At 58.2% G+C, this 24817-nt stretch carries 21 protein-coding genes and 1 pseudogene; 9 read left to right on the top strand and 13 right to left on the bottom strand.

Translation table 11 applies throughout. From position 1 onward, the window contains the following. Positions 1-10: 10 nt before the first annotated feature. From JMF94_RS00110 to JMF94_RS00075, 8 genes are all read right to left on the bottom strand, one after another. A complete protein-coding gene (locus tag JMF94_RS00110; RefSeq protein ID WP_240823204.1) occupies positions 11-895 on the bottom strand; it encodes a F0F1 ATP synthase subunit gamma in 885 nt (294 codons plus the stop codon). Between the two features lie 26 nt (positions 896-921). After that, positions 922-2430: a F0F1 ATP synthase subunit alpha gene (gene atpA / locus JMF94_RS00105; RefSeq protein WP_240823203.1), complete on the bottom strand. Its 1509-nt coding sequence runs from the start codon at positions 2428-2430 to the stop codon at positions 922-924. A 3-nt stretch (positions 2431-2433) separates the two neighbouring features. After that, positions 2434-2985, bottom strand: a complete 552-nt coding sequence (gene atpH / locus JMF94_RS00100) for an ATP synthase F1 subunit delta (RefSeq protein ID WP_192113070.1) — start codon at positions 2983-2985, stop codon at positions 2434-2436. Beyond that, positions 2982-3563, bottom strand: a complete 582-nt coding sequence (locus tag JMF94_RS00095; protein WP_192113069.1) for an ATP synthase F0 subunit B — start codon at positions 3561-3563, stop codon at positions 2982-2984. The genes atpH and JMF94_RS00095 overlap by 4 nt, the downstream gene beginning before the upstream one ends. Before the next feature lie 106 nt (positions 3564-3669). Beyond that, positions 3670-4089 carry an ATP synthase F0 subunit B gene (locus JMF94_RS00090; protein WP_192113068.1) on the bottom strand — a complete coding sequence of 140 codons (420 nt, stop codon included), beginning with the start codon at positions 4087-4089 and terminating at the stop codon, positions 3670-3672. A 426-nt stretch (positions 4090-4515) separates the two neighbouring features. Further along, positions 4516-5535, bottom strand: coding sequence for a glycosyltransferase (locus tag JMF94_RS00085; protein WP_240823202.1), 1020 nt, complete (start codon positions 5533-5535; stop codon positions 4516-4518). 87 nt (positions 5536-5622) lie between these two features. Next, positions 5623-6168 (bottom strand): shikimate kinase AroL, encoded by a 546-nt coding sequence (aroL, locus tag JMF94_RS00080; RefSeq protein WP_240823201.1) that lies wholly within the window; start codon positions 6166-6168, stop codon positions 5623-5625. 9 nt (positions 6169-6177) lie between these two features. Next, positions 6178-7251 (bottom strand): Xaa-Pro peptidase family protein, encoded by a 1074-nt coding sequence (locus JMF94_RS00075; RefSeq protein WP_240823200.1) that lies wholly within the window; start codon positions 7249-7251, stop codon positions 6178-6180. 199 nt (positions 7252-7450) lie between these two features. Here JMF94_RS00075 and JMF94_RS00070 point away from each other — a divergent pair, with 199 nt between their 5' ends. The 7 genes from JMF94_RS00070 to JMF94_RS00040 all read left to right on the top strand — a co-directional run bounded on the left by JMF94_RS00070 (position 7451) and on the right by JMF94_RS00040 (position 17507). Next, the gene (locus JMF94_RS00070; RefSeq protein ID WP_192113064.1) at positions 7451-8260 is read left to right on the top strand and encodes a dihydroorotate dehydrogenase electron transfer subunit; all 810 of its coding nucleotides are present in this window, start codon (positions 7451-7453) and stop codon (positions 8258-8260) included. 175 nt (positions 8261-8435) lie between these two features. Continuing rightward, on the top strand, positions 8436-9362 hold the full coding sequence (locus tag JMF94_RS00065; protein WP_240823199.1) for a dihydroorotate dehydrogenase: 927 nt from the start codon (positions 8436-8438) through the stop codon (positions 9360-9362). A 3-nt stretch (positions 9363-9365) separates the two neighbouring features. After that, the gene (locus JMF94_RS00060; RefSeq protein WP_240823198.1) at positions 9366-10496 is read left to right on the top strand and encodes a hypothetical protein; all 1131 of its coding nucleotides are present in this window, start codon (positions 9366-9368) and stop codon (positions 10494-10496) included. 2 nt (positions 10497-10498) lie between these two features. Then, complete coding sequence (locus tag JMF94_RS00055) at positions 10499-11584, top strand: NAD(P)-dependent oxidoreductase (protein ID WP_240823667.1); 1086 nt, start codon at positions 10499-10501, stop codon at positions 11582-11584. Continuing rightward, on the top strand, positions 11581-13581 hold the full coding sequence (locus JMF94_RS00050; protein ID WP_240823197.1) for an ATP-binding cassette domain-containing protein: 2001 nt from the start codon (positions 11581-11583) through the stop codon (positions 13579-13581). The genes JMF94_RS00055 and JMF94_RS00050 overlap by 4 nt, the downstream gene beginning before the upstream one ends. A 121-nt stretch (positions 13582-13702) precedes the next feature. After that, complete coding sequence (locus JMF94_RS00045) at positions 13703-14110, top strand: (deoxy)nucleoside triphosphate pyrophosphohydrolase (RefSeq protein WP_209818312.1); 408 nt, start codon at positions 13703-13705, stop codon at positions 14108-14110. A 340-nt stretch (positions 14111-14450) separates the two neighbouring features. Continuing rightward, positions 14451-17507 carry an EAL domain-containing protein gene (locus JMF94_RS00040; protein ID WP_240823196.1) on the top strand — a complete coding sequence of 1019 codons (3057 nt, stop codon included), beginning with the start codon at positions 14451-14453 and terminating at the stop codon, positions 17505-17507. Positions 17508-17596: 89 nt separating this feature from the next. Here JMF94_RS00040 and JMF94_RS00035 read toward each other — a convergent pair whose 3' ends face one another. Both JMF94_RS00035 and JMF94_RS00030 read right to left on the bottom strand, forming a co-directional pair. Continuing rightward, positions 17597-18946 (bottom strand): sugar transferase, encoded by a 1350-nt coding sequence (locus tag JMF94_RS00035; RefSeq protein WP_240823195.1) that lies wholly within the window; start codon positions 18944-18946, stop codon positions 17597-17599. Beyond that, positions 18943-20100: a glycosyltransferase family 4 protein gene (locus JMF94_RS00030; protein ID WP_240823194.1), complete on the bottom strand. Its 1158-nt coding sequence runs from the start codon at positions 20098-20100 to the stop codon at positions 18943-18945. The genes JMF94_RS00035 and JMF94_RS00030 overlap by 4 nt, the downstream gene beginning before the upstream one ends. A 226-nt stretch (positions 20101-20326) precedes the next feature. Between JMF94_RS00030 and JMF94_RS00025 the strand changes: the two genes are divergently transcribed. Then, the gene (locus tag JMF94_RS00025; protein WP_240823193.1) at positions 20327-21349 is read left to right on the top strand and encodes an NAD-dependent epimerase/dehydratase family protein; all 1023 of its coding nucleotides are present in this window, start codon (positions 20327-20329) and stop codon (positions 21347-21349) included. Between the two features lie 255 nt (positions 21350-21604). On the opposite strand, the gene JMF94_RS00020 is transcribed toward JMF94_RS00025, so the two are convergent. From JMF94_RS00020 to JMF94_RS00010, 3 genes are read right to left on the bottom strand one after another with little or no spacing between them, the layout of a single operon-like run. Further along, positions 21605-22315 (bottom strand): septal ring lytic transglycosylase RlpA family protein, encoded by a 711-nt coding sequence (locus tag JMF94_RS00020; RefSeq protein WP_240823192.1) that lies wholly within the window; start codon positions 22313-22315, stop codon positions 21605-21607. Beyond that, positions 22306-23304: a hypothetical protein gene (locus tag JMF94_RS00015; protein ID WP_240823191.1), complete on the bottom strand. Its 999-nt coding sequence runs from the start codon at positions 23302-23304 to the stop codon at positions 22306-22308. Before JMF94_RS00015 ends, JMF94_RS00020 begins: the two co-directional genes overlap by 10 nt. Further along, positions 23301-23570 (bottom strand): hypothetical protein, encoded by a 270-nt coding sequence (locus JMF94_RS00010; RefSeq protein WP_240823190.1) that lies wholly within the window; start codon positions 23568-23570, stop codon positions 23301-23303. The genes JMF94_RS00015 and JMF94_RS00010 overlap by 4 nt, the downstream gene beginning before the upstream one ends. A 569-nt stretch (positions 23571-24139) precedes the next feature. On the opposite strand from JMF94_RS00010, the pseudogene JMF94_RS00005 reads away from it, so the two are divergent. Beyond that, a pseudogene (locus tag JMF94_RS00005) lies at positions 24140-24817 on the top strand (sulfite reductase, dissimilatory-type subunit alpha); the annotation flags it as partial.

Genomic DNA, 24817 nt, shown 5'->3' with positions numbered 1-24817 from the left:
GTTTGGCTCCTTAACCCTTCAGCGCTTCAGCGCCGCCGACGATGTCGATGAGGTCGCTGGTGATGGAAGCCTGCCGCGTCTTGTTGTAGAGCCGCGTCAGCATGTTGATCATCTCGTTGCAGTTACGGGTGGCGTTGTCCATGGCAGCCATGCGGGCGGCGTGCTCGCTGGCCGAGGTGTCCAACATGCCACGGTAAACCTGCACCTTGACGTAGCGGGGCAGAAGCTCCGCCAACAGCTTTTCTTCCTGCGGCTCGTACACGTATTCGCAGCGGGGCGTTCCGGCCACTTCTGCCACTTCTTCAGCTTCCGGCGTTTGCAACGGCAGAAGGCGAAGGGTGCGGGGCGGCTGGCTGCCCATGGATACGAACTCACCGTAGATCAGCCACACTTCGTCGAATGCGAAGGTTTCGTAGCCGTGAATGACTTCCTGCGCCACAGAGCTGGCAAGAGCGAAGTCTATGCTCCCCATGCGGTCGCCATAGGCTGTGAAGATCTTGTGTCCGGCAGAACGAACGGCATCGCGGCCTTTACGTCCCACACAGGCAAAGCTGATCTCCATTCCAGCCCCGGCTTTTTCGTTCGCCAGGCGCAGAGCGGTGGCGATGATGTTGCCGTTAAAGCTGCCGCACAGGCCACGGTCGGATGTAACCAGCACAATGGCGCAGTGTTTCTTTTCCTCATGCTCTGCAAGCAGGGGGTGGGCATTGCCCTCCACCTTGCTCGACAGTTCGGCGAGCACGTCGCGGTATTTGGCCGCGTACGGCCTGAAGCGCTCGATGCGGGTCTGGGCGCCGCGCAGTTTCGCCGAAGCCACCATGTTCATGGCCTTGGTGATCTGCTTGGTCTTACCGACCCCCACGATCTTCATTTTTACGTCTTTGAGTGAAGGCATGCTTATCTCCCGTATGGAGGGGGCCCCTAGGCCTTCCAGCCCTGCTTGAAGGCGGTAATGGCCTCGGTGAGCGCTTTTTCCACAGCCTCGTCAATGACTTTCTTATCTTTAATGGCGTCAAGCACGTCCTTACGCGTATCACGCATAAAGGTGAGCATGTCGTCTTCAAACTTGCGGATCTGTTCCACCGGCACGTCATCCATGTGACCACGGGTAGCGGCGTAGATGGAGGCGACCTGCTCATGCGAGGGCATGGGCTTGTACTGGGGCTGCTTGAGCAGTTCCACCAGACGTGCACCACGATCAAGCTTGGCCTTGGTGCCTTTGTCCAGATCAGAGCCGAACTGGGCAAAAGCCGCGAGTTCGCGATACTGGGCAAGGTCAAGACGCATGGTACCAGCGACCTGCTTCATGGCCTTGATCTGCGCTGCGCCACCCACGCGGGAAACCGAAAGGCCCACGTTAATGGCCGGACGCACACCGGCGTTGAAGAGGTTGGGTTCCAGGTACACCTGACCGTCGGTGATGGAGATCACGTTGGTGGGGATGTACGCGGAAACGTCGCCCGCCTGGGTTTCAATGATGGGCAGAGCCGTCAAAGAACCGGCGCCAAGGCTGTCGTTCACCTTCGCGGCGCGTTCAAGCAAACGCGAGTGGAGGTAGAACACGTCGCCGGGGAAAGCTTCACGTCCCGGGGGGCGACGGAGCAGCAGCGACATCTGGCGATAAGCCACGGCCTGCTTGGAAAGGTCATCGTAAATGATGAGGGCGTGCTTGCCGTTGTTGCGGTAGAACTCGGCCATTGCGCAGCCGGTGTATGCCGCAATGTACTGCAAGGGCGCGGGATCGGACGCCGTGGCTGAAATGATGGTGGTGTATTCCATCGCGCCGTGACGGCGCAGGGTGTCGGCCACCAGAGCCACGGACGACTTCTTCTGGCCGATGGCCACGTAGAAGCAGTGAATGTCCGTTTCTTTCTGCGCCAGAATGGCATCAACGCAAACGGCGGTCTTACCGGTCTGGCGGTCGCCAATGATAAGTTCGCGCTGTCCGCGACCAATGGGAGTCATGGCGTCAATGGCCTTAAGGCCAGTAGGCATGGGCTCATGCACGCTCTTACGCGCGATGATGCCGGGGGCCTTGATTTCCACCGGGCGCACTTCCGTGGCTTCGATGGGGCCAAGGCCGTCGATGGGCTCACCCAGGGGGTTGAGCACACGACCCATAACGCCGTCGCCCACAGGCACGGAGAAGATCTTGCCGGTACGCTTGACCGGGTCGCCTTCCTTGATGCCCACGTCCGAACCGAGCAGAGCCACCCCGACGTTGTCTTCTTCGAGGTTGAGCACCATACCCATGATGCCGCCGGGGAATTCCAGCAGTTCCATGGACATCGCGTTCTTGACCCCGTAGACACGGGCGATACCGTCACCGACATAGAGTACGGTGCCAGTTTCGCTCATTTCGACGCGCTGCTCGTAGTTTTGGATTTGATCCTCAATGATCTTGCTTATCTCTTCCGCTTTGATCTGCATGTGCTATTCACCCCTCTTGAATGTCTCCCGAAGGATTCCCAACTGCGCGCGCAGACTTGCGTCCAGCACCCGGTCACCCATTTTGAGCACCATACCCCCTAGTATGTCTTTGTCCACGGCAAAGGTCAGCTCAATATCGGTGCCCGCTTTCTGTTGCAAGGTATCCTTGAGCTTAGACTTTTTGTCTGCGGAAAGTTGTACTGCGGTTATGCATTGGCCACGGATGATACCCTTGGCCTCGTCCAGCAGTTTGCCGTACCACGCTGCAATCTCGCTCAGAAAGGCAAGCCTTTCCTTATCTGCAAGCAGAAAGCAGAAGTTGCGCATGGTTTCGTCAGCCTTGAGCTTGGTCAGCAGTTTGTCGAGAACTGCCTTCTTTTCGCTTACGCCGATAACAGGGCTTTTCAGGGTAAGGTCAAGCCCAGGCGCGGCGGCAAGCATTTCACCAAGAGACGCCAGGCAATCGCCACGCGAGCTCAGGGCTGCATCCCCATCCTTTTTGCCAAGCGCAAAAATTGCGTTGGCATACCTGCGTGCAACCACGGTGTTAATCAATGGAGCACCACCTTGTTAAGGGAGTTGGCGATAAGCTTGTCGTGTTCGGCCGCATTGAGCTTTGAGCTCAGAGCTTTCTCGGCGGCGTTCACGATCTCATCGGCAATGGAGGCGCGCACTTCAGCAAAGATCGCGCGGCCTTCATTTTCCGCCGTAAGGCGCGCCTGCTCCACAATCTGAGCGGCCTGGCGGTGAGCCTCTTCCACAATGCCCTGCTTGAGGGCTTCGGCCTGCTGGCGGCTCTCGGCCAAGATGGCCTCGCGTTCAGCATTAAGGTTGGCAATGCGGGTCTCTACCGAGGCCAGCTGCTCCTTGGCCGTCTTGCGACGTTCGTCAAGATCGTCCAGCGCATTCTTGATGCCTTCGCGGCGGTTCTTAAAGAAACGCTTGGCCAGCCCGCCAACGAAGTACCAGAGGATGCCGGCAAAAATTACGAAGTTGAGCACGCGCCAGCCGAAGTCGCCCCAACGCGGCGCTGCATGCCCTTCAGAAGCCATGGCTCCCGCAGGAATGACCACCAGCGCGGCAAAGGCAATAACGAGCGGCAGGATAAACCCCGCGTGTTTCCATCTGCTCAAAGCCCACCCCCTCTGTTCGATAATACCGATTCGAAAACAGTTCCCAATGAAGCCGCAACGAGAGCGTTGCGGAACGGCCCGCAAAGGCCTGAGTCAGCGCCGCTTGCTAGCCCTTGATGAGGCGGTCAGCCAGACGGGTGGAAAATTCACCCACCTGCTTGCGCAACGCAGCAAGGGTTTCCGCAGCCTGTGCCTGCAGCGAGGCGCGGGTTTCAGCCAGAATATCGCGGGCGCTTTGCTGAGCTTCGCCCACCAGCTTCTGCTGTTCGGCCACGCCTGCGGCGCGGCCAGCCTCACGGTTGCTGCCTGCGTCCTGACGGGCGCGGGCCAGTTCGGCCTCATAGTTGGTGAGCCGTTCGCCAGCCTGGTACTCGAAAGAACCGGCTTCCTCGGCCATGTCATCCATGACGCCGTTGCGCTTTTTGATGATTTCGCGGATGGGGCGAATCAGGAGGATGTTAAGCACATAAATGGCGATAAAGAAATTCGCCAGCTGAAAAAGAAGAGTGACGTTTAGGTCCAGCATGCCGCATCCTCCATGTGAATTGCGGATTGAAGGAGTTGAAAATACATAAAGCCCTTGCAAGATATCTGCTCAGCCCTGTTATGTCAAAGGGTATTGGTGACAAATTTCGCAAACTCCGCAATTTTTTTTTCACAAGCCTTGTGCTCAAGGCTGCGGGAAGTGTAAAACAGTCTTTATAACGTTTGTTTTGCACTACTGCATCAACTCCGTGTTGTCTGTGCGTCAATATTGGCTGTTTAAACAAACAAATAAAGTGCTCGACTGGTTGTGGCAGCGCGTGAAGCAGAGTCTTGTGTAATAAAGTGTGCCGTAGTTGCAGTATTGCAGTGGGCGGCGCGCGCTACTGAGTGAAAAGAGCTTGCGCAGAAAGACACAAATGAATGTTAAACCAGATTTAACAGGTCTGCATTATTAAAAAAGGATACATCAAACCAGGAGCCACTCCTGCTGCTCATGCCCTGTTTGCGAAAGCCACAGGCCAGCCTCTTCAGCTGCGCCGTGGGCCGTAAGAGCATTGAGAATTAGGCAATGCCCGGGCTTGGGCAGCGCACTGCGTCCCAGAACAGGAACGCCGTTTACGCAGTTGCCGATCTTTCTGGGATCTATATCAATGTAAGCAGCTGGTCTTGGGCCCAACATCCACAAGGGGGCCAGGCGTTGCCGGGCTACACGCCCGCCGCCGATTACCCAGACATGAGGATGAAAGGGGTTGTGTTCCTCAAGCCAACGGGCCAGCCACCGTGCCCGCAGCCAGTCGCAGGCGGTGCGCGCGTATCTGCTGTCTGCCCGGGTGGCGCGGGTGGGGGCGTCATTCCACACCAGCATTTCGTGCGGCAGCTTTTCCATCACCGCGCCGTGGTGGAGCCAGCGCAGCCATAGCTCCCAGTCTTCGGCGAAGTCGCCGTCACGGTATGCGCCCCATTTGTCCACGCATTTCCTGCGAAACATGACCGAAGGATGGCACAAGGGCGTATCCCGAAAACGCGCGCGGCTGATCTGGTCATGTGTGAGCAGGCTGTTCTGCCAGTCCACAAAGTGGGCAAAGCCGTGTGCTGTTGCGCGGTCTCCGCCAAAAGCTACGCAGGTTGCCGAGACGTTGAGTTGCGGATTGTTGAAAAGATGCGCCGCCTGCGTGGCAATGCGCAAGGGCTGCGCCGTGTCATCCGCATCCATGCGCGCTATAAACGAACCGCGCGCCACGGCAAGGCCTGCATTAAGCGCTGCCACAATGCCGCCGTGTGGCAGGTGCAATACCCGTAATCTGTGACCGCAACGAGCGGAGTTGACCCAGTATTTCAGAACCTCACGGGTGTCGTCGGTTGAGCCATCATCAGCAACAATAATTTCGAATTCGGGCAAGGGTGCGTCAGGGGCGGGGTGCTGTTCGAGCAGGCTTTGCAGGGTTGCGCCCAGCGTGTGGGCCGCATTCCAAGCTGGCAGGACCACAGATACAAGCGGGGCGGTCAAAGGGGATGAAATGCGATCAGTAGCAGTCATTGAAGGCAATCATTGAAGACAGGGGGGAATGTGCGGTCATGCCTTCGCGTAATCCTGCGGTTTCCGCTCCTGCCAGAGCTGCTCTATGTGTCGGCAGACAGCGGGCATGGGCTGAGATGCGTCAACTATGTGGTGGGCGGCCTGTTCATAAAGATGCCGCCGCTCGTCCAGAATCTGGCCGATTTCCTCAATGAGTCCCTTGCCGGTCAGCGAAGGGCGCTGACTGTTGACAGGGTTGCGGCACAGCCTTTCGGCAAGGATTTGCACCGGGGCATCGAGAAAAATGACCATGCCGCGCTGCCGCATGAGGAGGCGATTTTCTTCCGCCAGCACCATGCCGCCCCCGGTGGAGACAACACAGCCAGCGGGGTGCGCGTCCGACACTTCCTGTAAGGCCAGACTTTCCCGGCTGCGGAAGCCGGGCCAGCCCTCTGCAGCCACAATCTGCTCCACAGTAAGGCCCGCCCGGTGCAGCAAATGCTGATCGGTGTCGGCAAATGGCAGGCCGAGGCTTCTGGAAAGCGCCTTGCCTATGGTGGTTTTGCCCGAAGCTCGCGCACCCACCAGAAAGAGAATGCTCATGCCGCCTCCTTAGAGGATCCTGACGCCGTCTTCTTCGACCAGTACGGTGTATTCCCAGCGAATGCCGCCCCATTTGGGGTAGTAGAGGCCAGGTTCAACGGTCACAACCATGCCAGGTTCCAGAATGCCCTCAGCGCGTGGCGAAAGGCTGGGGGCTTCGTGGGTTTCAAGGCCCACACCGTGCCCAAGGCCATGAGTAAAGGCATTGGCGACGCCAGCTTTGGCAAAAACATCATGTGCCAGCGCATAGGCTGCGCGCAAAGGCATACCGGGGCGCATGCCCTCTATGGCCGATGTCTGTGCCTGCCGGGTGAGGTCGAGCGCACGGCGGAACTCGTCAGTGGGTGCAGTGCCCACCCAGAAAGTGCGGGTCTGGTCAGAGCAGTAGTTCTCAACGCGGCAACCCACATCGACCAGAACCGGGCAGTTGTCTGTGACAGCATCCTGACCTGGGATGGCATGGGGCAGGGCGGCGTTTTTACCCACGGCCACAATGTTGGCAAAGGCAAGCTCCGAAGCGCCATTTTCACGAAAAAAGCGCTCGATGAGCCAGCTTATGTGGGCCTCTGTGCGTCCCGGCTCCAGCTGGCTCTCAACCCATTGCATCAGCTTGTGGTTGAGCGCAAAGGATTTTTCCAGCGCTGCGATTTCGCAGGGTTCCTTGATGCGGCGCAGGCGCTCGACCATGCCGTCAGCCGCTTCGAAATACAGGCCGGAGGCAGCGCCATTCAGGTCGCGGGCAAAGGCCAGACTGACGCCGTTAGCCTCAATGCCTATGCGGCTGCCGCAGCGCCTGAGCAAACCGTGCAGTTCGCGCGCTGCGCTGCCGCCATATATGAAGATGCGTTCGCGATCCCAGATGCGCGAGGCGGCGTCCAGATAACGACCGTCTGTCGCCAGCCAGTCGTGCCCATCAGACGTGATGACAAGCCTGCCTGCGCTTTCGTTAAACTGTGGATCATGCAGTTCAAAACCGGAAAGATAAAACCTGTTGGCAGCCTGGCTGACGAGCATTGCGTCAAGCCCGCGCATGCGCATGGCGCGCCGGAGGTTTTCACGGCGGGAAGCGAAAATGTCACTCATAAAATTCTCCTGCGCGTACTATACTCAGCGTGGGGCTGGCTGAAAAGGTTAAATTTAACGGGGTTGAACCGGTCGGATCATGGTGGCCTGAGGAGCCAGGAGAATAGACAATTGATACATTTCTTGTATACATTAGCAAAGAGGCTTGGAGTAACGCGGTCAGTTGACCTAGAACCTAACTAGGACTATAATTATAGCCATGTCACAAACATCTTCTTGCGAGCTTGATGTTCTCGATCTTGTGCCTTTTGGGCAGACCGGCAACGAAAGCCGCTTTTTTGCGTTGCGCCTCTCCCGCCCCGAGTGGACTCGGTGGCGGCCAGGGCAGTTTGTCATGATCCGGCCCCGAAATTTCGGGCTGGATATCCCTTGGGCGCGTCCCCTTGGCATCTGCCATATGACCTCCCGGCATATGATCTGCTTTTTCCAGGTGCGCGGTAAAGGCACGCGGCGCATGTCCGAGCTGCGCTCCGGCGACAAGGTGCGCGTGTGGGGGCCGCTGGGCAACGGGTTTGCCGTTGAACCGGACACCCCGACCCTGCTGCTGGCAGGCGGCATGGGCATAGTGCCCTTTGTGGGCTACGTGAGCGAGCATCCCAAACCGTGGAATGTGTCCATGTTGTTTGGCCACCGCGAGCACATCAGCTGCTATCCTGTGGACAGCATCAACGAGCATGTGCCGCTGGACAGCCTGCGCGAAGCGGAATCCGGCGATCTGGACGACTTTATTTTTACCATTCAGGAGCGCATGAGCGAATACGCCGAGCAGAAGGGTCTTGTGCTTGCCTGCGGGCCTACGCCCTTTATGCGCACCGTGCAGAAATTTGCCGCCGAGCTTGGCGTTCGCTGCCAGGTTTCGCTTGAAAACCGCATGGCCTGCGGCGTGGGCGCGTGCCTTGGCTGCGTGACCAAAACCACAGAAGCCTGGCCGGTTGAAGCAAAGCGCGAAGGGCTGGTGCAGGTGTGCAACCACGGCCCGGTATTCTGGTCGGATCAGGTAGAACTGTAGGTTTTGCCTGCGCTTCCTTGATTCCTGAAACGACGTTAACACCCGCATGCGGCATCCCTTACGGCCATAGCGCGCCGCACCGGCGAACTGGCGGTCGCGTGGGGATGCGCGGGCCTGTCTTGCCGGGCGAAGCCACGCACAAAATGCCGGATGCCGGCAATCTGGAGAAAGCGGCATGGATCTTTCCGTCACACTCAAGGGGCAGACGCACGATCTGACCCTTAAGAACCCTGTGCTCACGGCTTCAGGCACCTTCGGCTACGGGCTGGAGTTTGCCTCTTACGGCGATCTTGCCTCGCTTGGCGGTCTGGTAGCCAAGGGTCTTTCCCTGTTGCCGCGCCAGGGCAACCCCACGCCGCGCATTGTGGAAACCACCGCAGGCATGCTCAATGCCGTTGGTCTGCAAAATGACGGAGTCGAGGTTTTCTGCCAAGACAAGCTGCCCCGCCTGCCCTGGCAGGAAACAGCCGTTATCGCCAATATTTACGCCGGTTCGGTGGATGAATTCGCCGAACTTGCCGCCCGTCTCAATGCTGAGGAAGGCGTTGCCGCCCTTGAGGTGAACGTCTCCTGCCCCAACGTCAAGGAAGGCGGCGTGCTGTTTGGACAGGATCCGGCGCTTGCCGCCCAGGTTACGGCTGCCGTGCGCCGCGCCGCGCCGGGCAAGCACGTTATGGTCAAGCTTTCGCCCAACGTGACGGATATCGCCCTTATGGCCCGCAGCGTCGAAGACGCGGGCGCGGACAGTATTTCGTGCATCAACACACTGCTCGGCATGTCTGTTGATCTGAACAGCCGCAAGCCCTCGCTGGCCAACGTGGTGGGCGGGCTTTCCGGCCCAGCCATCAAGCCCGTGGCCCTGCGCTGCGTGTGGCAGGTGGCCCGGGCCGTGAATATCCCCGTTATCGGTATTGGCGGTATTGTCACCGCCGAGGACGCACTGGAATTTTTACTGGTGGGCGCGCGCGCCGTGCAGGTTGGCACGGGCAACTTCATGCGGCCCGACTGTGCCTTTGCCCTGGCAGAGGAACTCCCCGCCCTGTGTGAAAAGCTGGGCATTGAAGACCTGGGCGCTTATTGCGGCAGCCTGGATTTGGACTAAATCATGTCGCTTACCGTTATCCCCGCCCGCTCCAAGCAGGAATTTGACCAGTTCATGGATTTGCCGTGGAGCTTGTACGAGCGTGGCTCCCTGTGGACACCTGGCCTCAAGAGTCAGGATCGTGAACTGCTCACGCCCGGCGAGCATCCCTTTTGGGAAAGCGCCCGCCGCGAGCTCTTTCTTGTGTTGCGTGATGGCCGCGCCATTGGCCGCATAGCCGCCATTGTGGACGAAAAGTACAATGCCTATGCCAATGAAAAGTGCGGAGCCTTCGGCTTTTTTGAGTGCGCCAATGATCCAGAGGCCGCCCACGCTCTGCTGGATGCGGCGCACGGCTGGCTGGCCAAGCAGGGCATGCGCTTTATGCGCGGGCCGCTGAATCCCTCGGCCAACTATACCTGCGGCCTGCTGGTGCACGGCTTTGACCTTGCGCCCACCATCATGATGCCCTGGAATCCGCCGTATTACGCAGAACTGCTCGAAACGTGGCATCTGCGCAAGGAGCAGGACCTTTTCGCCTATCAGATTGAACGCTCGCGCCTTACGCCGCCGGAATGGCTCAGTGAGGAGGTGACGCGCCTCAAGGCCGAAGCGCGCTTTACCTGCCGCACCTCCAGCAAGGCCACACTGGCGGAGGATATCCGCGCCATGCTGGAGCTGTACAAGGTGTCCTGGGCCAAGAACTGGGGGTTTTCTCCTCTTTCTGACGGCGAGGCGGAGCAGCACGTCAAGGAACTCAAAAGCGTTCTTGATCCGGAATTTTTTGTGCTGTTCTTCCACAATAACCAGCCAGCCGCAGGCATGGTTGCCCTGCCGGACATGGCCCCGCTCTTGCGGCGGCTCAACGGCAAGCTGGGCATCTCGGCATTGTGGCACTGGTGGCAGTCCCGCGCGGAAATTCGCGGCGGCTACCGCATCATTCTTTTTGGTATTCGCGAAGAATTCCGTCTTATGGGTCTGCCCTTGCTGCTGCTCGACTTCATGCTGGAAAAGGCGCGTCAACACCCGCATTTTCAGTGGGTTGAGGGTTCCTGGGTGCTGGAAGACAACACGCCCGTCAATGATCTGCTCGAAGATTTTTCGGGCCAGCTTACCAAGCGTTACCGCATCTATCGCAGGGAGATTCAGTCGTGACCATGACTGAAAGCGCCGTATATACGCCGCATCTGGCGGGTAAAAAAGTGCTGCTTACGGGCGGCACTGGTTTTGTGGGGCGGCATCTGCTGCCGCAACTGCTGGAAGCCGGAGCGCAGGTCACCTGCCTCACTCGGGCTGCCTCGCGCACCGGGCATCTGCCTGCGGGCGTGGAAACAGTCCAGGCCGATCTGAGCACGGGTCAGGGGCTTGCAGAAGCCCTGCACAGCAAGGATGTGGTCATTCACATGGCAGCCCTGCTTTTTGGCCTTGGCTGGCAGGATTATCTGCGGGCCAACGCCCTTGCCGCCCGCAGCATGGCCAACGCCATTACAAGCCTTTCCCGAGAGGGAAAGCTGGGTGCGGACTTTCGTTTTGTGCTGGTTTCAAGCCTCGCGGCAACCGGCCCTTCCGGCACGGCCCCCGGTGTGGACGATGCCACGCCGCCTGCGCCGGTTTCCGCCTACGGCTGGTCAAAAATGCTGACAGAGCAGGTACTTGGGCGCGCTCTTGGGCAAAGCCTCGTAACACTGCGCCCCCCCATCATCTATGGCTCGGGCGACAAGGGGCTGCTGCCAGTATTTCAGGGGGTTATGCGTGCCCATGTGGCCGTGAGTCCTGGCTCCGGGCGTGAATTTCCGGTCAGCGCCCTACATGCAGACGACATGGCTCAGGCCGTGCTGTGCGCTTGCAGGCCCGAAGCCAGCGGCGTGTATCATCTGAGTGACGGCGAGGCCTATACCATGTCCGGCTTTTGCCGGGTCATGGGCGCAGCGGTGGACAAGGCCCTTGGCCGCGCACCCCGCAGCGTGCGCATAGTTCGCATGCCTTTGCCTGTCATGGCTTGTACTGCCGGGCTGTCCACGGCCTTTGCCGTGGCTGCCGATGCCGTGTCCCGCCGCCTTTTGGGGCGTGGGCTGCGGCGCGCCCCGGCCTGGAATCTGGACAAATACCGTGAAGCCCGTCAGGCCGGGTGGCTGTGCGACAACAGCCGCATCTGCCGCGAACTGGGCTTTGCGCCGCGCGTGAGCCTTGAGGCAGGCATGACCGAAGCCATCGACGGCTACCGCCGCGAGGGCTGGTTGTGAAGATCACCATACAGGAACTTTCCAAGGCATTTGGCGGACGGGACATTCTCAGCAACTTCTCGCTGGAAGTGGATTCCGGCGTGCGGCTGTGCGTTTGCGGGCCCAACGGTACAGGCAAATCCACCTTGCTGCGCCTTTTGGCCGGGGTGGAAAGCCCTGACGGCGGGCGGGTAATTCTGCCACGTGGCTGCCGCCTGGGTTTTGTGGAGCAGGAGCTTTCAGAGGCATCCCTCGAAACGCCGCTGCTGACCTACGTGCTGGACGTGCTGCACGACTGGAGCGATTTTTGGGCCGAATGGGAAGAAGCCGCCGCCAGCAAGGACGAGTCTCGTCTGACCTCCCTGATGCACCGTCAGGGCGAGCTTGAGGCTCTTTACGGTTACAATCCCGAGCACCGGGCCAAGGCCGTGCTTTCCGGGCTGGGCTTTGCCGAAAACAAGTGGAACCGCACCTTGCGCGAACTCTCCGGCGGCTGGCGCGAGCGCGCCAAGCTGGCCCGCGTGCTTACCGCCGGCGCCGATGTGCTGCTGCTGGACGAACCCACCAACCATCTCGACGTGGAAGCCGTGGAATGGCTGGAGTCCTTCCTTATGGACTTCAGCGGCGCGCTGGTATTTGTGGCCCACGACCGTGTGTTCATGGACAATGTCGGCACGCACGTTCTCTACCTCGGGCTGTCCAAGCCCGTGTTCCGCAAGGCCACCTACACGCAGTTTCTGACACTTCAGGACGAATACAACGCCCAGCGTGAGCGTGAAGCCCGCGCCCTCAAGGAAGACCTTGACCGCAAGATGGCCTTTGTAGAGCGTTTTCGCGCCAAGGCCACCAAGGCCCGTCAGGCGGGTTCCCGGATGAAGATGGCCAAAAAGCTCGAAAAAGAGCTGGAAGACTACAGACCGGAACCCAAGCGCAAAGAGCTGAATTTCAGCTGGCCCGAAGCTCCGCATTCAGAAAAGATTGTTCTGTCTGCTGCGGACCTGGAATTTCATTTTGGCGACGGCAAAACCATGTGGCCGCCCCTGACCCTGACCCTGTTCCGTGGGCAGCGGGTGGCGCTGGTGGGGCACAACGGCTGCGGCAAGTCCACCTTGCTCAAGCTGCTGGCCGGTACGCTGGAGCGGTGCGGCGGCAATGTGGTTACAGCATCGCAAATGCGCATGGGCTACTATACCCAGCATCAGATGGACACCTTGCGGGGCGATACCACAGTGCTTGGCGAGATCCGCCGTCTTTCAGATCCGCGCACCACTGAAGAAGAACTGATGAGCGTTCTCGGGCTCTTCATGCTGGGGCAGGATTATTTTGAACGGCAGGTGAGCGCCCTTTCAGGCGGCGAAAAAAGCCGCCTTGTGCTGGCAACGCTGTTTTTGAAGCGCTGCAATTTTCTGCTGCTGGACGAACCCACCAACCATCTTGACCTCGAAAGCCGCGAAGCCCTGGTGAGCGCGCTACAGAAGTTTAACGGCACCCTGCTCATGGTGGCGCATGACCGCTGGCTGCTTTCGCAGGTCGGGGCCGAAGCGTGGGAACTCAACGAAAACGGGCTGACCATATTCCCCGATTTTGCCTCGTACGACGAGAACCGCCGTGCCCGTCAGAACGGTTTGGGCGAAAGCCCCCAGAGTGCCGCCAATGCATCGGGCAACAACGCCCGGCAGGCGGACGCGCCCGCCGCGCAGCCTTTGTCGCGCGATGAACAGAAGCGCATCAAACGCGAGCAGGCCGACAGGCGCAATGCTCTGCACAAGGAGCTGAAGCCCCTGCAAAGCCGTTACGAAGCACTGGAAACAGAGCTTGCCTCGGTGCTTGACCAGCAAGCCCTTGTGGAAGGCCAGCTGGCCGACCCGGATGTGTACGCCGACCACGCCCGTTCCAGCGATCTGCTCAAGACCTTTGAATCGTGCAAACAGCGTAGCGAAGCCATTCTGGAAGAAATGACCACACTTGAAGAAGGCATGACGGCTGTGCGGGAGAAGTGGAACGTGGAGCAGGATTGACCGACAGGTTTTGCTGGCACCCCCACAAAGGCGTTGCGTGACGTAACAGCTTGGTGCAATAGTATAAATACGTTTTCACCCAAAACTGCTCCAGGGCCGCGCGCCCGGTGTGGAGAGTGGCATGCAACATATAGAAGTAGCTGCGGGCATCATCTGGCGGGGCAAGAGGTTTCTGGCCAGCCAGCGCCTCAGCGACAAGCCTCTTGAAGGGTACTGGGAGTTTCCCGGCGGCAAGCTCGAAGCCGGGGAAAGTCCCGAAGACGCCCTCAAACGCGAACTGGCTGAAGAGCTTGGCGTGGGCGTGCGTCAGGCCGTGTTCTGGAAAAGCCTTGACCATGAGTATGTGGAGCGCGGCTTCAGTGTTCGGCTGTATTTTTTTCATGTCACCGAATTTGTGGGCGAACCCTGTGGCGAAGAAGGGCAAAATCTACGGTGGGTCGAGCCGCAGGAAGCCTTTGCCCTCGGCTTTTTGCCTGCCGATGCCGTGGTGCTTGAAGAACTCATAGCGAGGCAACCGAGCATTCTTTGATAATTTTGTGATGTGCATCCACTGCGCAGTAAATATTTTTTGTTTCGGCCCGCCTATGGCGGGCTTTTTTTATGGGCAGGGAAATTAGGGTGCAACGGGCGGTGGAAAAGTTCTCCGCAAAAAGGTAGCCTGAGATCAGTATTTATCGAAACCGCCACTGCTCACTGCTTTTTCCAAAAAATTCGGGAGAGGCTATGCGAATGCTGACAGCGGAACGGCGGGCTACGCCCTGCAAGCCCGGCCGCATCATTTTATCCCTTCCCACACGCTGTTGGCGTGCAGCCCCGCATGTCGCTCAGGAGGCTTGCCTTGGCAGGCCCGCACACCGGGCAGGTGATCTATGCGTATAAAGCAGCTTTCCTTTATTGTGTGCGCCGCCATAGTCGGGCTGTTCGTGCTTATTTCCTATGTCACGTCCGAATTGGTGGTGGTGCGCGGCGTGGATGCCATTGAGAGCAACAGTTCCGCCGAAAAAATGAAACAACTGCGCAACCACATCCATGCGCAGGAAACACAGCTAAGCCATATCGCGGTGGACTGGGCATGTTGGGATGATGCCTACAGGTTCATACAAGACAATAATGATGAATTTGCCCGAACCAACCTGCGGCAGCAGATGCTGGCAAAGTTGAATCTGTCGTCCATTGCCTATGTCAGCAGAGATGCCGCAAACGTTCACATGGTTGAAGACGATGCGGACTGGCGCAAGCCTGATCTTGCAGACGAGGCACAACGTCTTTACGCGCAACTGGTCAACAGGCTTGAGGGCAGTTCAGAAGAAGGCCTTGCAGGGATCATTATGCTTGGTTCTGTGCCACACATTATTGCGGCCCAGAAAATACGCGATACGGCCATGCTCCTGCCCGCCAACGGTGTGGTTTTCATGACCCGCGCAATTGATGCGGATTTTATAAAGGATGTGGAACACGATACCCTGCTTCGTTTTACCGTGCTGCCGGTGGAAGCGTTCAACAGCCTGCCCGTGGCTGCGGATGATATGAACGCCTTCAAAATAGTGCGCGAAGACGGCAGCATCAATTCATATTCAGTGGTGCGCGATGTTTTTGACTGTGCGGCCTTTTGTCTGCGGCTTGTGACAGGCCGGGAAATTGCCCAGCTTGGCAAGCGCATGTTTTTGCAGAATTTTATTCTGATTGTCGTCACAGGCATGGGCATGTTGATTGCATTTTTGGTGTTTACAGAAAAGCAGATACTCAGGCGCATTCTCTCCATGCAGCGGCAGGCGCAGCATATTGAGAAGAGCAGCGAACCGCTGAAAAAGATTGATATTCAGGGTGATGACGAAATATTTGACCTTTCCCTGAAGATCAACAGCATGATCGACGCCCTGCAATCCAACGAAAAGTTTTTGCAACAGACGCTCGATACTCTTCAGGCTGGCGTAATCACCATTGAACCGGGCAGCCTGAAAGTTCGCAGCATCAATGCTTTTGCGCAACAGTTCATCGGCTTGCCCGCTGATGAAATTGTGGGCAGGCCCTGCCATGAATTTATCTGCCCCGGCGGGGTGGACCTCTGCCCCATGAGCAAGGGCAATCCCAAGGGCGAGCTGCTCGCAGGCCAGCTGACGTCTGTGGACGGCACCATGAAGACCATCGTCAAATCCGTGCGCGCCATTGAGATGAAGGGCGAAGAGATTTTTCTGGAATCGTTTGTGGACATAACGGATCTGGAAACGACACGTAAGGAACTGCAACGTTCAGAAGAGCGGTACAAGACCCTGTTCATGAATACCGGCACGGCAACGGCTGTTATCAGCAGCACAGGGCTGATATTTTTGACAAATACGGAATTTTCCAACCTTGTGGGCATGCCACAGGACGAGATTGAAGGAAAGCTCTTCATAAGCAGATTTCTGGGAAAGGGCGAAGGGCATTCGCCGTTGTCGTTCGGCTCTTCTGCAACACGGGGCAGTGAAAAATATGAAGCAGAAATCCGGAGCGGCATGGGAAAAACCATCAATGTGCTGGTAACCCGGGCAAAAGTTCCAGAGAGCGGCCTGTCTGTCATTTCCCTGCTGGATATTTCGGAACGCTCGGCAATGGAGAGGGAACTGGCCTACAGGGCCAACCATGACCTGCTCACAGGGCTTGCCAACAAGGCTCTGGTGGCAACGCGGCTCATAACCGCCATGCAGGAAGTGCATGAATCCGGGGGCATGGTAGGCGTGCTGCTCATCGACCTTGACCGCTTCAAGCAGGTGAACGACAGCTTCGGGCATTCGCTGGGCGACAAGCTCCTGCGGCAGGCTGCGGAGCGTCTGACGTATCTGGCCCGGCAGGATGACTGCGTGGCCCGTACTGGCGGCGATGAATTTGTCATTGTTGTGGGCAAGGCGCAGGGAAAGGTCCAGCTTGAGGCCCTGGCAAACAATGTGCTGCATTCGTTGAACCGCTGCTTTTACGTGGACGAATATTCCATCTATCTTAGCGCGAGCATTGGCATTGCCTGCTACCCCGGCGACGGCACCACCGTGGAGGCTCTGATGCAAAGCGCCGACCTTGCCATGTACAGAGCCAAGGCCAAGGGCAAGAACACGCATACGTTTTTTACAGAAGACCTCACGGTGGCGGCCAACGACCGCATGGCGCTGGAAACTGAGCTTTTCCGCGCCATGGACAGTGCCGCCTTTGAGGTGCACTACCAGCCCAAGATTGATATCGCCAACGGCGCAGTTGCAGGCTGTGAAGCTCTGGTGCGCTGGAAGCGCGCTGACGGCACGTGGATTCCTCCCTCTGTGTTTATCCCCCTGGCTGAAGAAACCGGGCTTGTGCGGCGGCTCGACATGTACGTACTGCGCAAGGCGTGTCGGCAGCAGAGGGAATGGAGGGAGCAGGGCCTAGGGAATGTCCATATGTCTGTGAACATGTCCGGGCGCAGCATCATTGCTGAAACATTTGTGGATGATGTGCTGGATGTGCTGGGCCGGGAAGACATGCGCCCCGAGCATCTGGGCATGGAAATCACCGAAACGGCCTTTATGTCCAATATGGCTGAAGCGTCGCGGGCCATAGCGGCGTTGAGCGAGCAGGGAATACAGATATATCTGGATGACTTTGGAACCGGGTATTCATCGTTGTACTACCTGCACACCATGCCCATCGCCAGCCTGAAAATCGACAAGTCATTCATTGACGGCATTAACGCACCGCTCAATGCCTCCAACGAACTTGTCAAAACCGTGCTGACTCTCGCCTCCGGTCTTGGCATGGCAACAGTAGCCGAAGGGGTTGAAACGAGGGAACAGATTGATTTCTTGGCAGAAAATGGTTGCAGTATCATTCAGGGGTATATCTTTTCGCAGGCGCTCAGCGGCAGCGATTTTGCAACCTATCTGAGAAGTTCCGCTGAAAGTATCGCGGAAGTAATGGCTTAGTTCCCCTTTTTTCAAGGTCGTAAAAAGCCCCGCAGGATTATCCAGCGGGGCTTTTGTCATTTTAGTTGCTATGCGCTTTCAGTCTCGGACTATCGTGCTCCCTTAGGGAAGAGCACAACGCCGACCGTCTTGAACACGATATTTATATCCAGGAGAATGGACATGTTCTTGATGTAATACAGGTCGTATTCCAGTTTGCGGCGGGCATCGTCTTCTGACGCGCCGTAGGGATAGCACACCTGCGCCCAGCCGGTGAGACCGGGTTTAACCGTATGCCGCAGGCTGTAGTAGGGGATGGTTTCCTTGAGCTTGGTCACAAAGGCCATACGCTCGGGGCGCGGGCCGATGAAGCTCATGTCGCCCTTCAGAATGTTCCATATCTGGGGCAGTTCGTCTATGCGCACCTTGCGGATGAACTTGCCGAACCTTGTCACGCGCGCATCATGGGCGCTGGCCCATACGGCTCCGTTCTTTTCAGCATCGGCGCGCATGGAGCGGAACTTGTAGACCGTAAATTCCTTTTCAAAAAGGCCCACGCGATCCTGTTTGTAAATGACCGGGCCGGGCGATTCCAGCCGTACCACAATGGCGGTCAGCAGCATGATGGGTGCTGCGGGAATGAGCAGGAGCAATGAAATCAGCACATCGAGGGCGCGCTTGAGCCTGCGCAACGAGCCGCGCGTGTTCAGCGAAAAGCCTTCGGTCTGCAACAGCCACTCATCGTTGATCTGCGAGAGTGGCAGGCGCTGCACCACGTGCTCGTAAAAACTGCGGATATCCACCACCATGCTGCCGCGCAACTTTGCTTCCAGCAGATCATGGGCGATGTCGTCGTCAATGGGCGCGTCAGGCAGCAACAGGATCATGGTCGCCTGTTTTTCTTTGGCAATGTCCAGTGCCATGAAGGGGGCACCAAGGCAGGGCCCGGCATCCGGCCCCTGATCGCGCTCGCCGACATAGCCAAGAATCTCGGCCTTGGGCAGGCCCTCTGCCAGCAACTGGCGCACCTTGCCCGCGCGGTCCACCCCTACCAGCAAAATGCGCAGCGGATGGGTGAGCCTTTCGGCATTGAGGTGGTAAATCCAGCGCCAGCCCAGTGAAAAGGCCAGTGAAAGGGCAAAAAGCATGGCCACGGTTTCGCGGTCAAAACGCCAGTGCTGAAAGGCATAGGATGCGGTAGCCGAAGAGACAATGCCTAGCAGGCAGGCTACCAGCACACGCCCCACGGTTTCCTTGAAGTCCTCGTTGCCAACGCTGTACGCATCAAGGATGTAAAAAAAGAGCATGTAAAAGAAGATGGTAAAGAGCGTAGCGCCCGTATAGTCGTGAAAAATGCTCAGATCGGATTCGACCGTCAGAAAGCCGGAAATGCTGAGAGCCAGCAAAATGCATATCAGATCCAGAACCTGCATCATGGCCATGCGGTATGTGCTTATCATAGGGTATCCTCAATGGCGGGCGCACGCATGTCTACAAGAATGCGCGCTGCCACTTTTTCTGCGTCAAATTCACTCAGGGCCAGTTCGCGCCCGGCCTGTCCCATGCGGGCAATGCTTTCAGGGTTGGTGATAAAGGATTCCATGGCGCCTGCCAGCGCCTGCGGGTTGCGTATCGGCACAAGATAGCCGTTGACGCCGTTGCGCACAACCTCGCGGCAGCCGGGGGCGTCAGTGACCACTGCGGGGCGGCCCATGCTCATTCCCTCCATAATAGAGGTCGGTGTTCCCTCACGCCAAGAGGGCAGCACAAGCACATGGGCGGCAGCCACATAGGGGCGTACATCGCGTGTTTCACCAAGGTATTCTATGCAGCCCTGATTCTGCCATGCATCCATCTGTTCCATGCTCACGCTGCCAAGGCCTTTTTCCGGCGGGCCGAGCACCTGAAAGCGGGCATCAGGGTACCGGGCCTTGAGCAACCGTGCGGCTTCAGCATATTCCGGCAAACCCTTGGCTTCAAGCAGCCGCGCCACCAGCAGAAAAACGGGCGAACCGCTCAGACGGCCATCGGCGGAATAGTTGGGGAAAGGGCTGGGGGCAAAGCGCTTGGTATCCACTCCGGTGCCGCGCGCCGTAAGCACGCGCGCATTGCGCCCGAGGATGCCCGATTGGCGGAAAACCTGTATGTCGTCCTGATTCTGAAAAAAAACGCCTTCCGCGCCCGAAAGCGCCACGCGGTAGAGCAGGCGGCCCAGAAGGTTGACGCATTTCTTGAAGAAGGAATCAGCCTCAAAGGCATAACCAAGGCCGGTGATGGTGGCATAAACGTGGGGAACCCCAGCCGCTCTCGCCGCCATGCAGCCGTAGATCACAGGCTTGATGGTGGAGGCGAAAAGCAGGTCCGGCTTTTCGTCCCTGAAAAGGCGGAACAGCTCACGCGTGGTGCGCAGGTCGCTCAGGGGGTTCAACCCCTTTCTGTCCAGCGAATAGTGTCGCAGGCGCGCGCCCTGAGCGGCCAGTGCTGCTTCAGCATCGGCATCGCCTGGCGGGGCGCAGCAAACTACCTCGTGCCCGGCCTTGCGCATGTGCCGGATCAATACACTCCAGAAGTTGCTCATGGCTTTGGTCTGGTTGCCCAGAACAATGATCTTCATGCTCGGCGCTCTCCCTTGTTCGGCGCTTGCCCTGCGGGCTTGTGTCGCATGCGCAAGCCTATAGCACTACAACCGTGTTATGAAAAGGGGAGAAGCTTTTGCATATATAGGCGGCGCAGGCCGCTGCGGCTTTACAGTCGCGCTGCTACAGGGTAAAAGAGGGATGGTTCTGCTGCCCGGGAGTATGCCTTGGCGCAGGCCGGAAATCTGAAAACAGGACGCAAAAATGAGCGCGTATTCCGATCTTACCAAATCCATGACTGCCCAGCCTTCGCGTTGGCTTATCACCGGCGTTGCGGGCTTTATTGGCTCCAACCTGCTGGAACATCTGCTGAAACTTGGGCAGACCGTGGTTGGTCTGGACAACTTTCTTACCGGCTACCAGAAAAATCTGGACATGGTGCGCGACATCGTTGGCCCAGAAGCGTGGAGTCGGTTTAGCTTCATCGAAGGCGACATTCGCGATATCGACACCTGCCACGCCGCCTGCAAGGGTGTGCAGCATGTTCTGCACGAAGCGGCCCTTGGTTCTGTGCCGCGTTCCATTGACGACCCGTTGTTGTCCAACAGCTGCAATATCACCGGTTATCTGCACATGCTTGTGGCAGCGCGCGATGCGGGCGTGAAGAGCTTTGTGTACGCCGCGTCTTCCTCCACCTACGGTGATTCGCCCGAACTGCCCAAGGTGGAAGACAAGATCGGCAGCCCGCTTTCCCCTTATGCTGTCACCAAGTACGTGGACGAACTGTATGCAGACGTGTTCAACCGCTGCTATGGCTTTTCCAGTGTTGGCCTGCGGTATTTCAACGTGTTCGGCCAGCGTCAGGATCCTTACGGCGCGTATGCCGCTGTTATTCCTCAGTGGTTCGCCAGCCTTATCAAGAAGGAAACCGTTTTTGTGAACGGCGACGGCGAAACCAGCCGCGACTTCTGCTATATCGACAACGTTGTGCAGGCCAATCTGCTTGCCAGCTTTGCACAGGGCGAAGCCACCAACAAGATTTACAACGTGGCCTTTGGCCAGCGCACCACCCTGAATGAGCTTTTTGACCTCATCAAGGAAGAAGTGGCCCGCCACAAGCCCGAAGTCATGAGCGCCGAATGCGTGCATCGCGACTTCCGTGCTGGCGATGTGCGGCACTCCCTTGCCGATATCAGCCGCGCGGAAAAGCTGCTGGGCTACGGCCCCCAGTTTGACGTGCGCCAGGGCCTGCGCCTTGCTGGCGACTGGTACGCAGCCAACCTGTAGCAGTCAGCCACATTCCAGAAATATGAAACCCCGCGCAAGCGGGGTTTCTTGTTGTCCAAGACTAGAGTTAATTTGAAAGCTGCGCAGGAGCGGTTGTCGCAAAAATTGTTTAGGGACAATGTATAATTGATTTTTTTGTTCTCTGGCAAGGAAGATAAGCCTTTTTTACGAAGGAGTGTACATGAGAGTACTCGACCGGAGTAAAAAAGGCTTTCTGACGCAGCCAGAGGGCAAAAGAACAATTATACACTGTCCCTAATTGTCGCCCACTACAAAAGCGCCGGGATACATGGCGCGGAAAATATCAAGCTCTTGCTGCGCTCCGAAAGAATCGGGCCACGGCCCCACCTGCACATTCCACATGTTGTTGCTGCCGTATATGAGGCGTCCGCGTTTGCCGGTCTGGGAAAGGATATTGATGAGGTTGTCGGCGTTCACTCTGTCGGCAAATGCCCCAACCTGCACATAAAAAGCCCCGGTGAGGTCGCCGTCTTCTTTCATGCGTTCAACGCCGCCCATACTTTGAATGCGCACCCGCGCCGTTCCGGGGCCAAGGATATTCAGGCGGCTGGCCGCAGCGCGGGAGAGGTCAATGACTCGGTCGTCCACAAAAGGCCCACGGTCGTTGACGCGCACAATGATGGAGCGCCCGCTGCCCATATGGGTGACGCGTACCTTGGTGCCCAGCGGCAGCAGCTTGTGGGCCGCCGTCATGGCGTACTGATTGTAGGTCTCGCCATTGGCCGTAGTTTTGCCGTGGAACCCGGGCCCGTACCATGAGGCCGTGCCTTCTTCCACAAAACCGTTGGCTGACTTGAGGGGATAGTAAGTCTTGCCGCGCACTGTATAAGGGCGGCTGCCGGGAACCCCGCCCTTACGCCAGGAGCGTGAACCGCAGCCACTCAAAAGCGCGGCGCAAAGCAGGGCAACAAGAAAAACAAGGAGCGGTCTGACCGTCATGCACATCCGCGCCCCTGACCGCTCAGATAGGGCAGGCAGGGGAGTGTGTTCTTTTTGCCGCAGGCGGCGCACAGGCCGGAACAGTCGGCCTCAGACGCGGCGGCGCATTCCAGTTCATGCAGCAGGGCAAGGCCTTCCTGCCCCAGACTGCCACGATCGCGTGCTCGGGCGAGCAGGGCCAGCGCAGGGTTGCGGCGGCCAGCATTGAGAAAATCCCTGGCAGCCAGAAGGTAGAGGCGCTCCCTGTCATTGCCGAAGAGCGAAGCCAGAAGGTGCTCGTAACCTGCGCCAAAGACCTGGCGGGCAAAGTCTTCCTCGGTGGCAAGCCAGCGCGCCAGATGGGCGTTGTGCCGTTCGACCGCCAGATAGCTCGTGAGAAGCCGCAGCCCGTGGGCCAGAACGTGCATGATGCGCGACAGTTCGCGTGAGGAGCTTTCAGAAGTTTGGCCGCCAAGGCCGCGCAAGGGGTTGTACATGTCTGCCGTGACCCCGGGCCTGCGCGAAATTTGTATAAGACGATTGGCGTAGTGCTGGCCCTGAAAGGCGTCTTCCTTCAGTTTGGCGCATTCGTGAAAGGCATAGCCGATGCACCAGTCAATGAGAGTTTCAAAAGCCTTCTGGGCATGAGCGCCACCGGGCAGCACATTGTCCGCATGGCGGCGCAGGGCAGTGATCTGCGCCATCTCTGCAGTATTGCCGTTGTCATCGGCGGGTTCTTCCGGCAAAAGCAGCTCCAGCGGCGGCATGCCGCCGGGGGCCATGGCCTCTATGCCGGGGCTGTTGCGGAAAAGGTGATGGGCCGTATCCTTGAGCCGCCAGAAAACGCCCTTGCGCATGGCCTCGCCCAAAAGGTCGCGCAAGGCCGTGTAAGAAACGGCTCCGTCCACGTCAAAGCGGCGGCGTTGGTCGGCCAGCAGGCTGTAAACAGTGCAATAGTCGCGCACCAGATCGCGCACGAGAAAATCGCGGTTGGCCAGCAGCCAGCGTCCGTTCACGCTTCGTCCTCCTGGAGAAGGGCACGGGCCACGGCGATGTCGTACAGCAGCAGGGGGTCAGAGTCGGCATTGCGTTCTTGCTGATACATGCGCGCGGCACTGCGCACCACAGCCATGCTCAGCCATGGGTGACGTTCCCACACTTCGGGATGGTCGGCGCGCCAGAGGCGAAATTCAACCTCGCCGTCAGGCCCGCGGCGCACGTAGACGCGCGAAAGGGCATTGCCCGCCTGCGGGTGATAGTACAGTCCAAGTTCGTCTTTCATTATAATGCTAACCCTTGCGGATATGGCCATGCGAGGCCTTTGTTGGTGCGGCGCATCCGCACATTCCATTTTGATCATACGCGCAAGAAAGCACTTTGCCAAGGCTGTGCGGCATTGTTGTGAAAAATAGTACAATATTTAAGAAAAAAGTTGCTTTTTTACGTAAAAAAATGCCTCCGCGCCTCGCCTAAAGTAATGATTTTGGCATGCTGTGCTCACGTGCATTGTGTCGCAAAGCCTTGATCGCCGGGTATTCTTGCGCCTTTTGCGTATATCATGCCGCCCCGGTTGTCATTAAGTGGAAAATGGGCTAATCAGTGTTTTGACCGCGTTGCGGCCTGACGGTCGGTGGCCCTTGCACGTCCGTTATCCGCGATCCCTTGGGGCGTCCCGATTTTACGGGGCGGGCGCATGCAGGTTTTACCTTCATGCGTGTGCTGGGGGGAGTATCCCGCCATGCACGGGCAGCGATTTCGCGCCTGTACCCCGGATTGCCGCACCGGATCGCCGCAGTTGACCGGCACGTCACGCAAGCGCGTGATACAAACAAACCATGTGGAGGTATGGCAATGGCGAAACATGCAACCCCCTTGTTGGACCAGCTTGAAAGCGGCCCTTGGCCGAGCTTTGTGTCCGACATCAAACAGGAGGCGGCCTCTCGGGCCCAGAATCCCAAGGGTCTTGATTATCAGATCCCTGTGGACTGCCCTGAAGACCTTCTGGGTGTGCTTGAGCTTTCCTACAACGAAATGGAAACACACTGGAAGCACGGCGGCATCGTGGGTGTGTTTGGTTACGGCGGCGGCGTTATCGGCCGTTACTGCGACCAGCCCGAAATGTTCCCCGGCGTGGCGCACTTCCACACCATGCGTGTGGCGCAGCCTTCCGGCAAGTACTACCACAGCAAGTTCCTGCGCGACCTGTGCGATATTTGGGATCTGCGTGGTTCCGGTCTGACCAACATGCACGGCTCCACCGGTGACATCGTGCTGCTCGGTACCCAGACCCCCCAGCTGGAAGAAATCTTCCACGAACTGACCCACAAGATGAACGTCGACCTGGGTGGTTCCGGCTCCAACCTGCGTACGCCTGAAGCCTGCCTTGGTCAGTCGCGCTGTGAATATGCCTGCTACAACACGCAGGACATGTGCTACACGCTGACCATGGACTATCAGGACGAACTGCACCGTCCCGCCTTCCCCTACAAGTTCAAGTTCAAGTTCGACGGTTGCCCCAACGGCTGCGTG

The organism is Desulfovibrio sp. UIB00 (assembly GCF_022508225.1).
In the GTDB taxonomy this organism is placed as follows: Bacteria; Desulfobacterota; Desulfovibrionia; order Desulfovibrionales; family Desulfovibrionaceae; genus Desulfovibrio.
The sequence above is the reverse complement of the archived record's forward strand: the minus strand, read 5'-3'. Positions and strand labels throughout refer to the sequence as shown.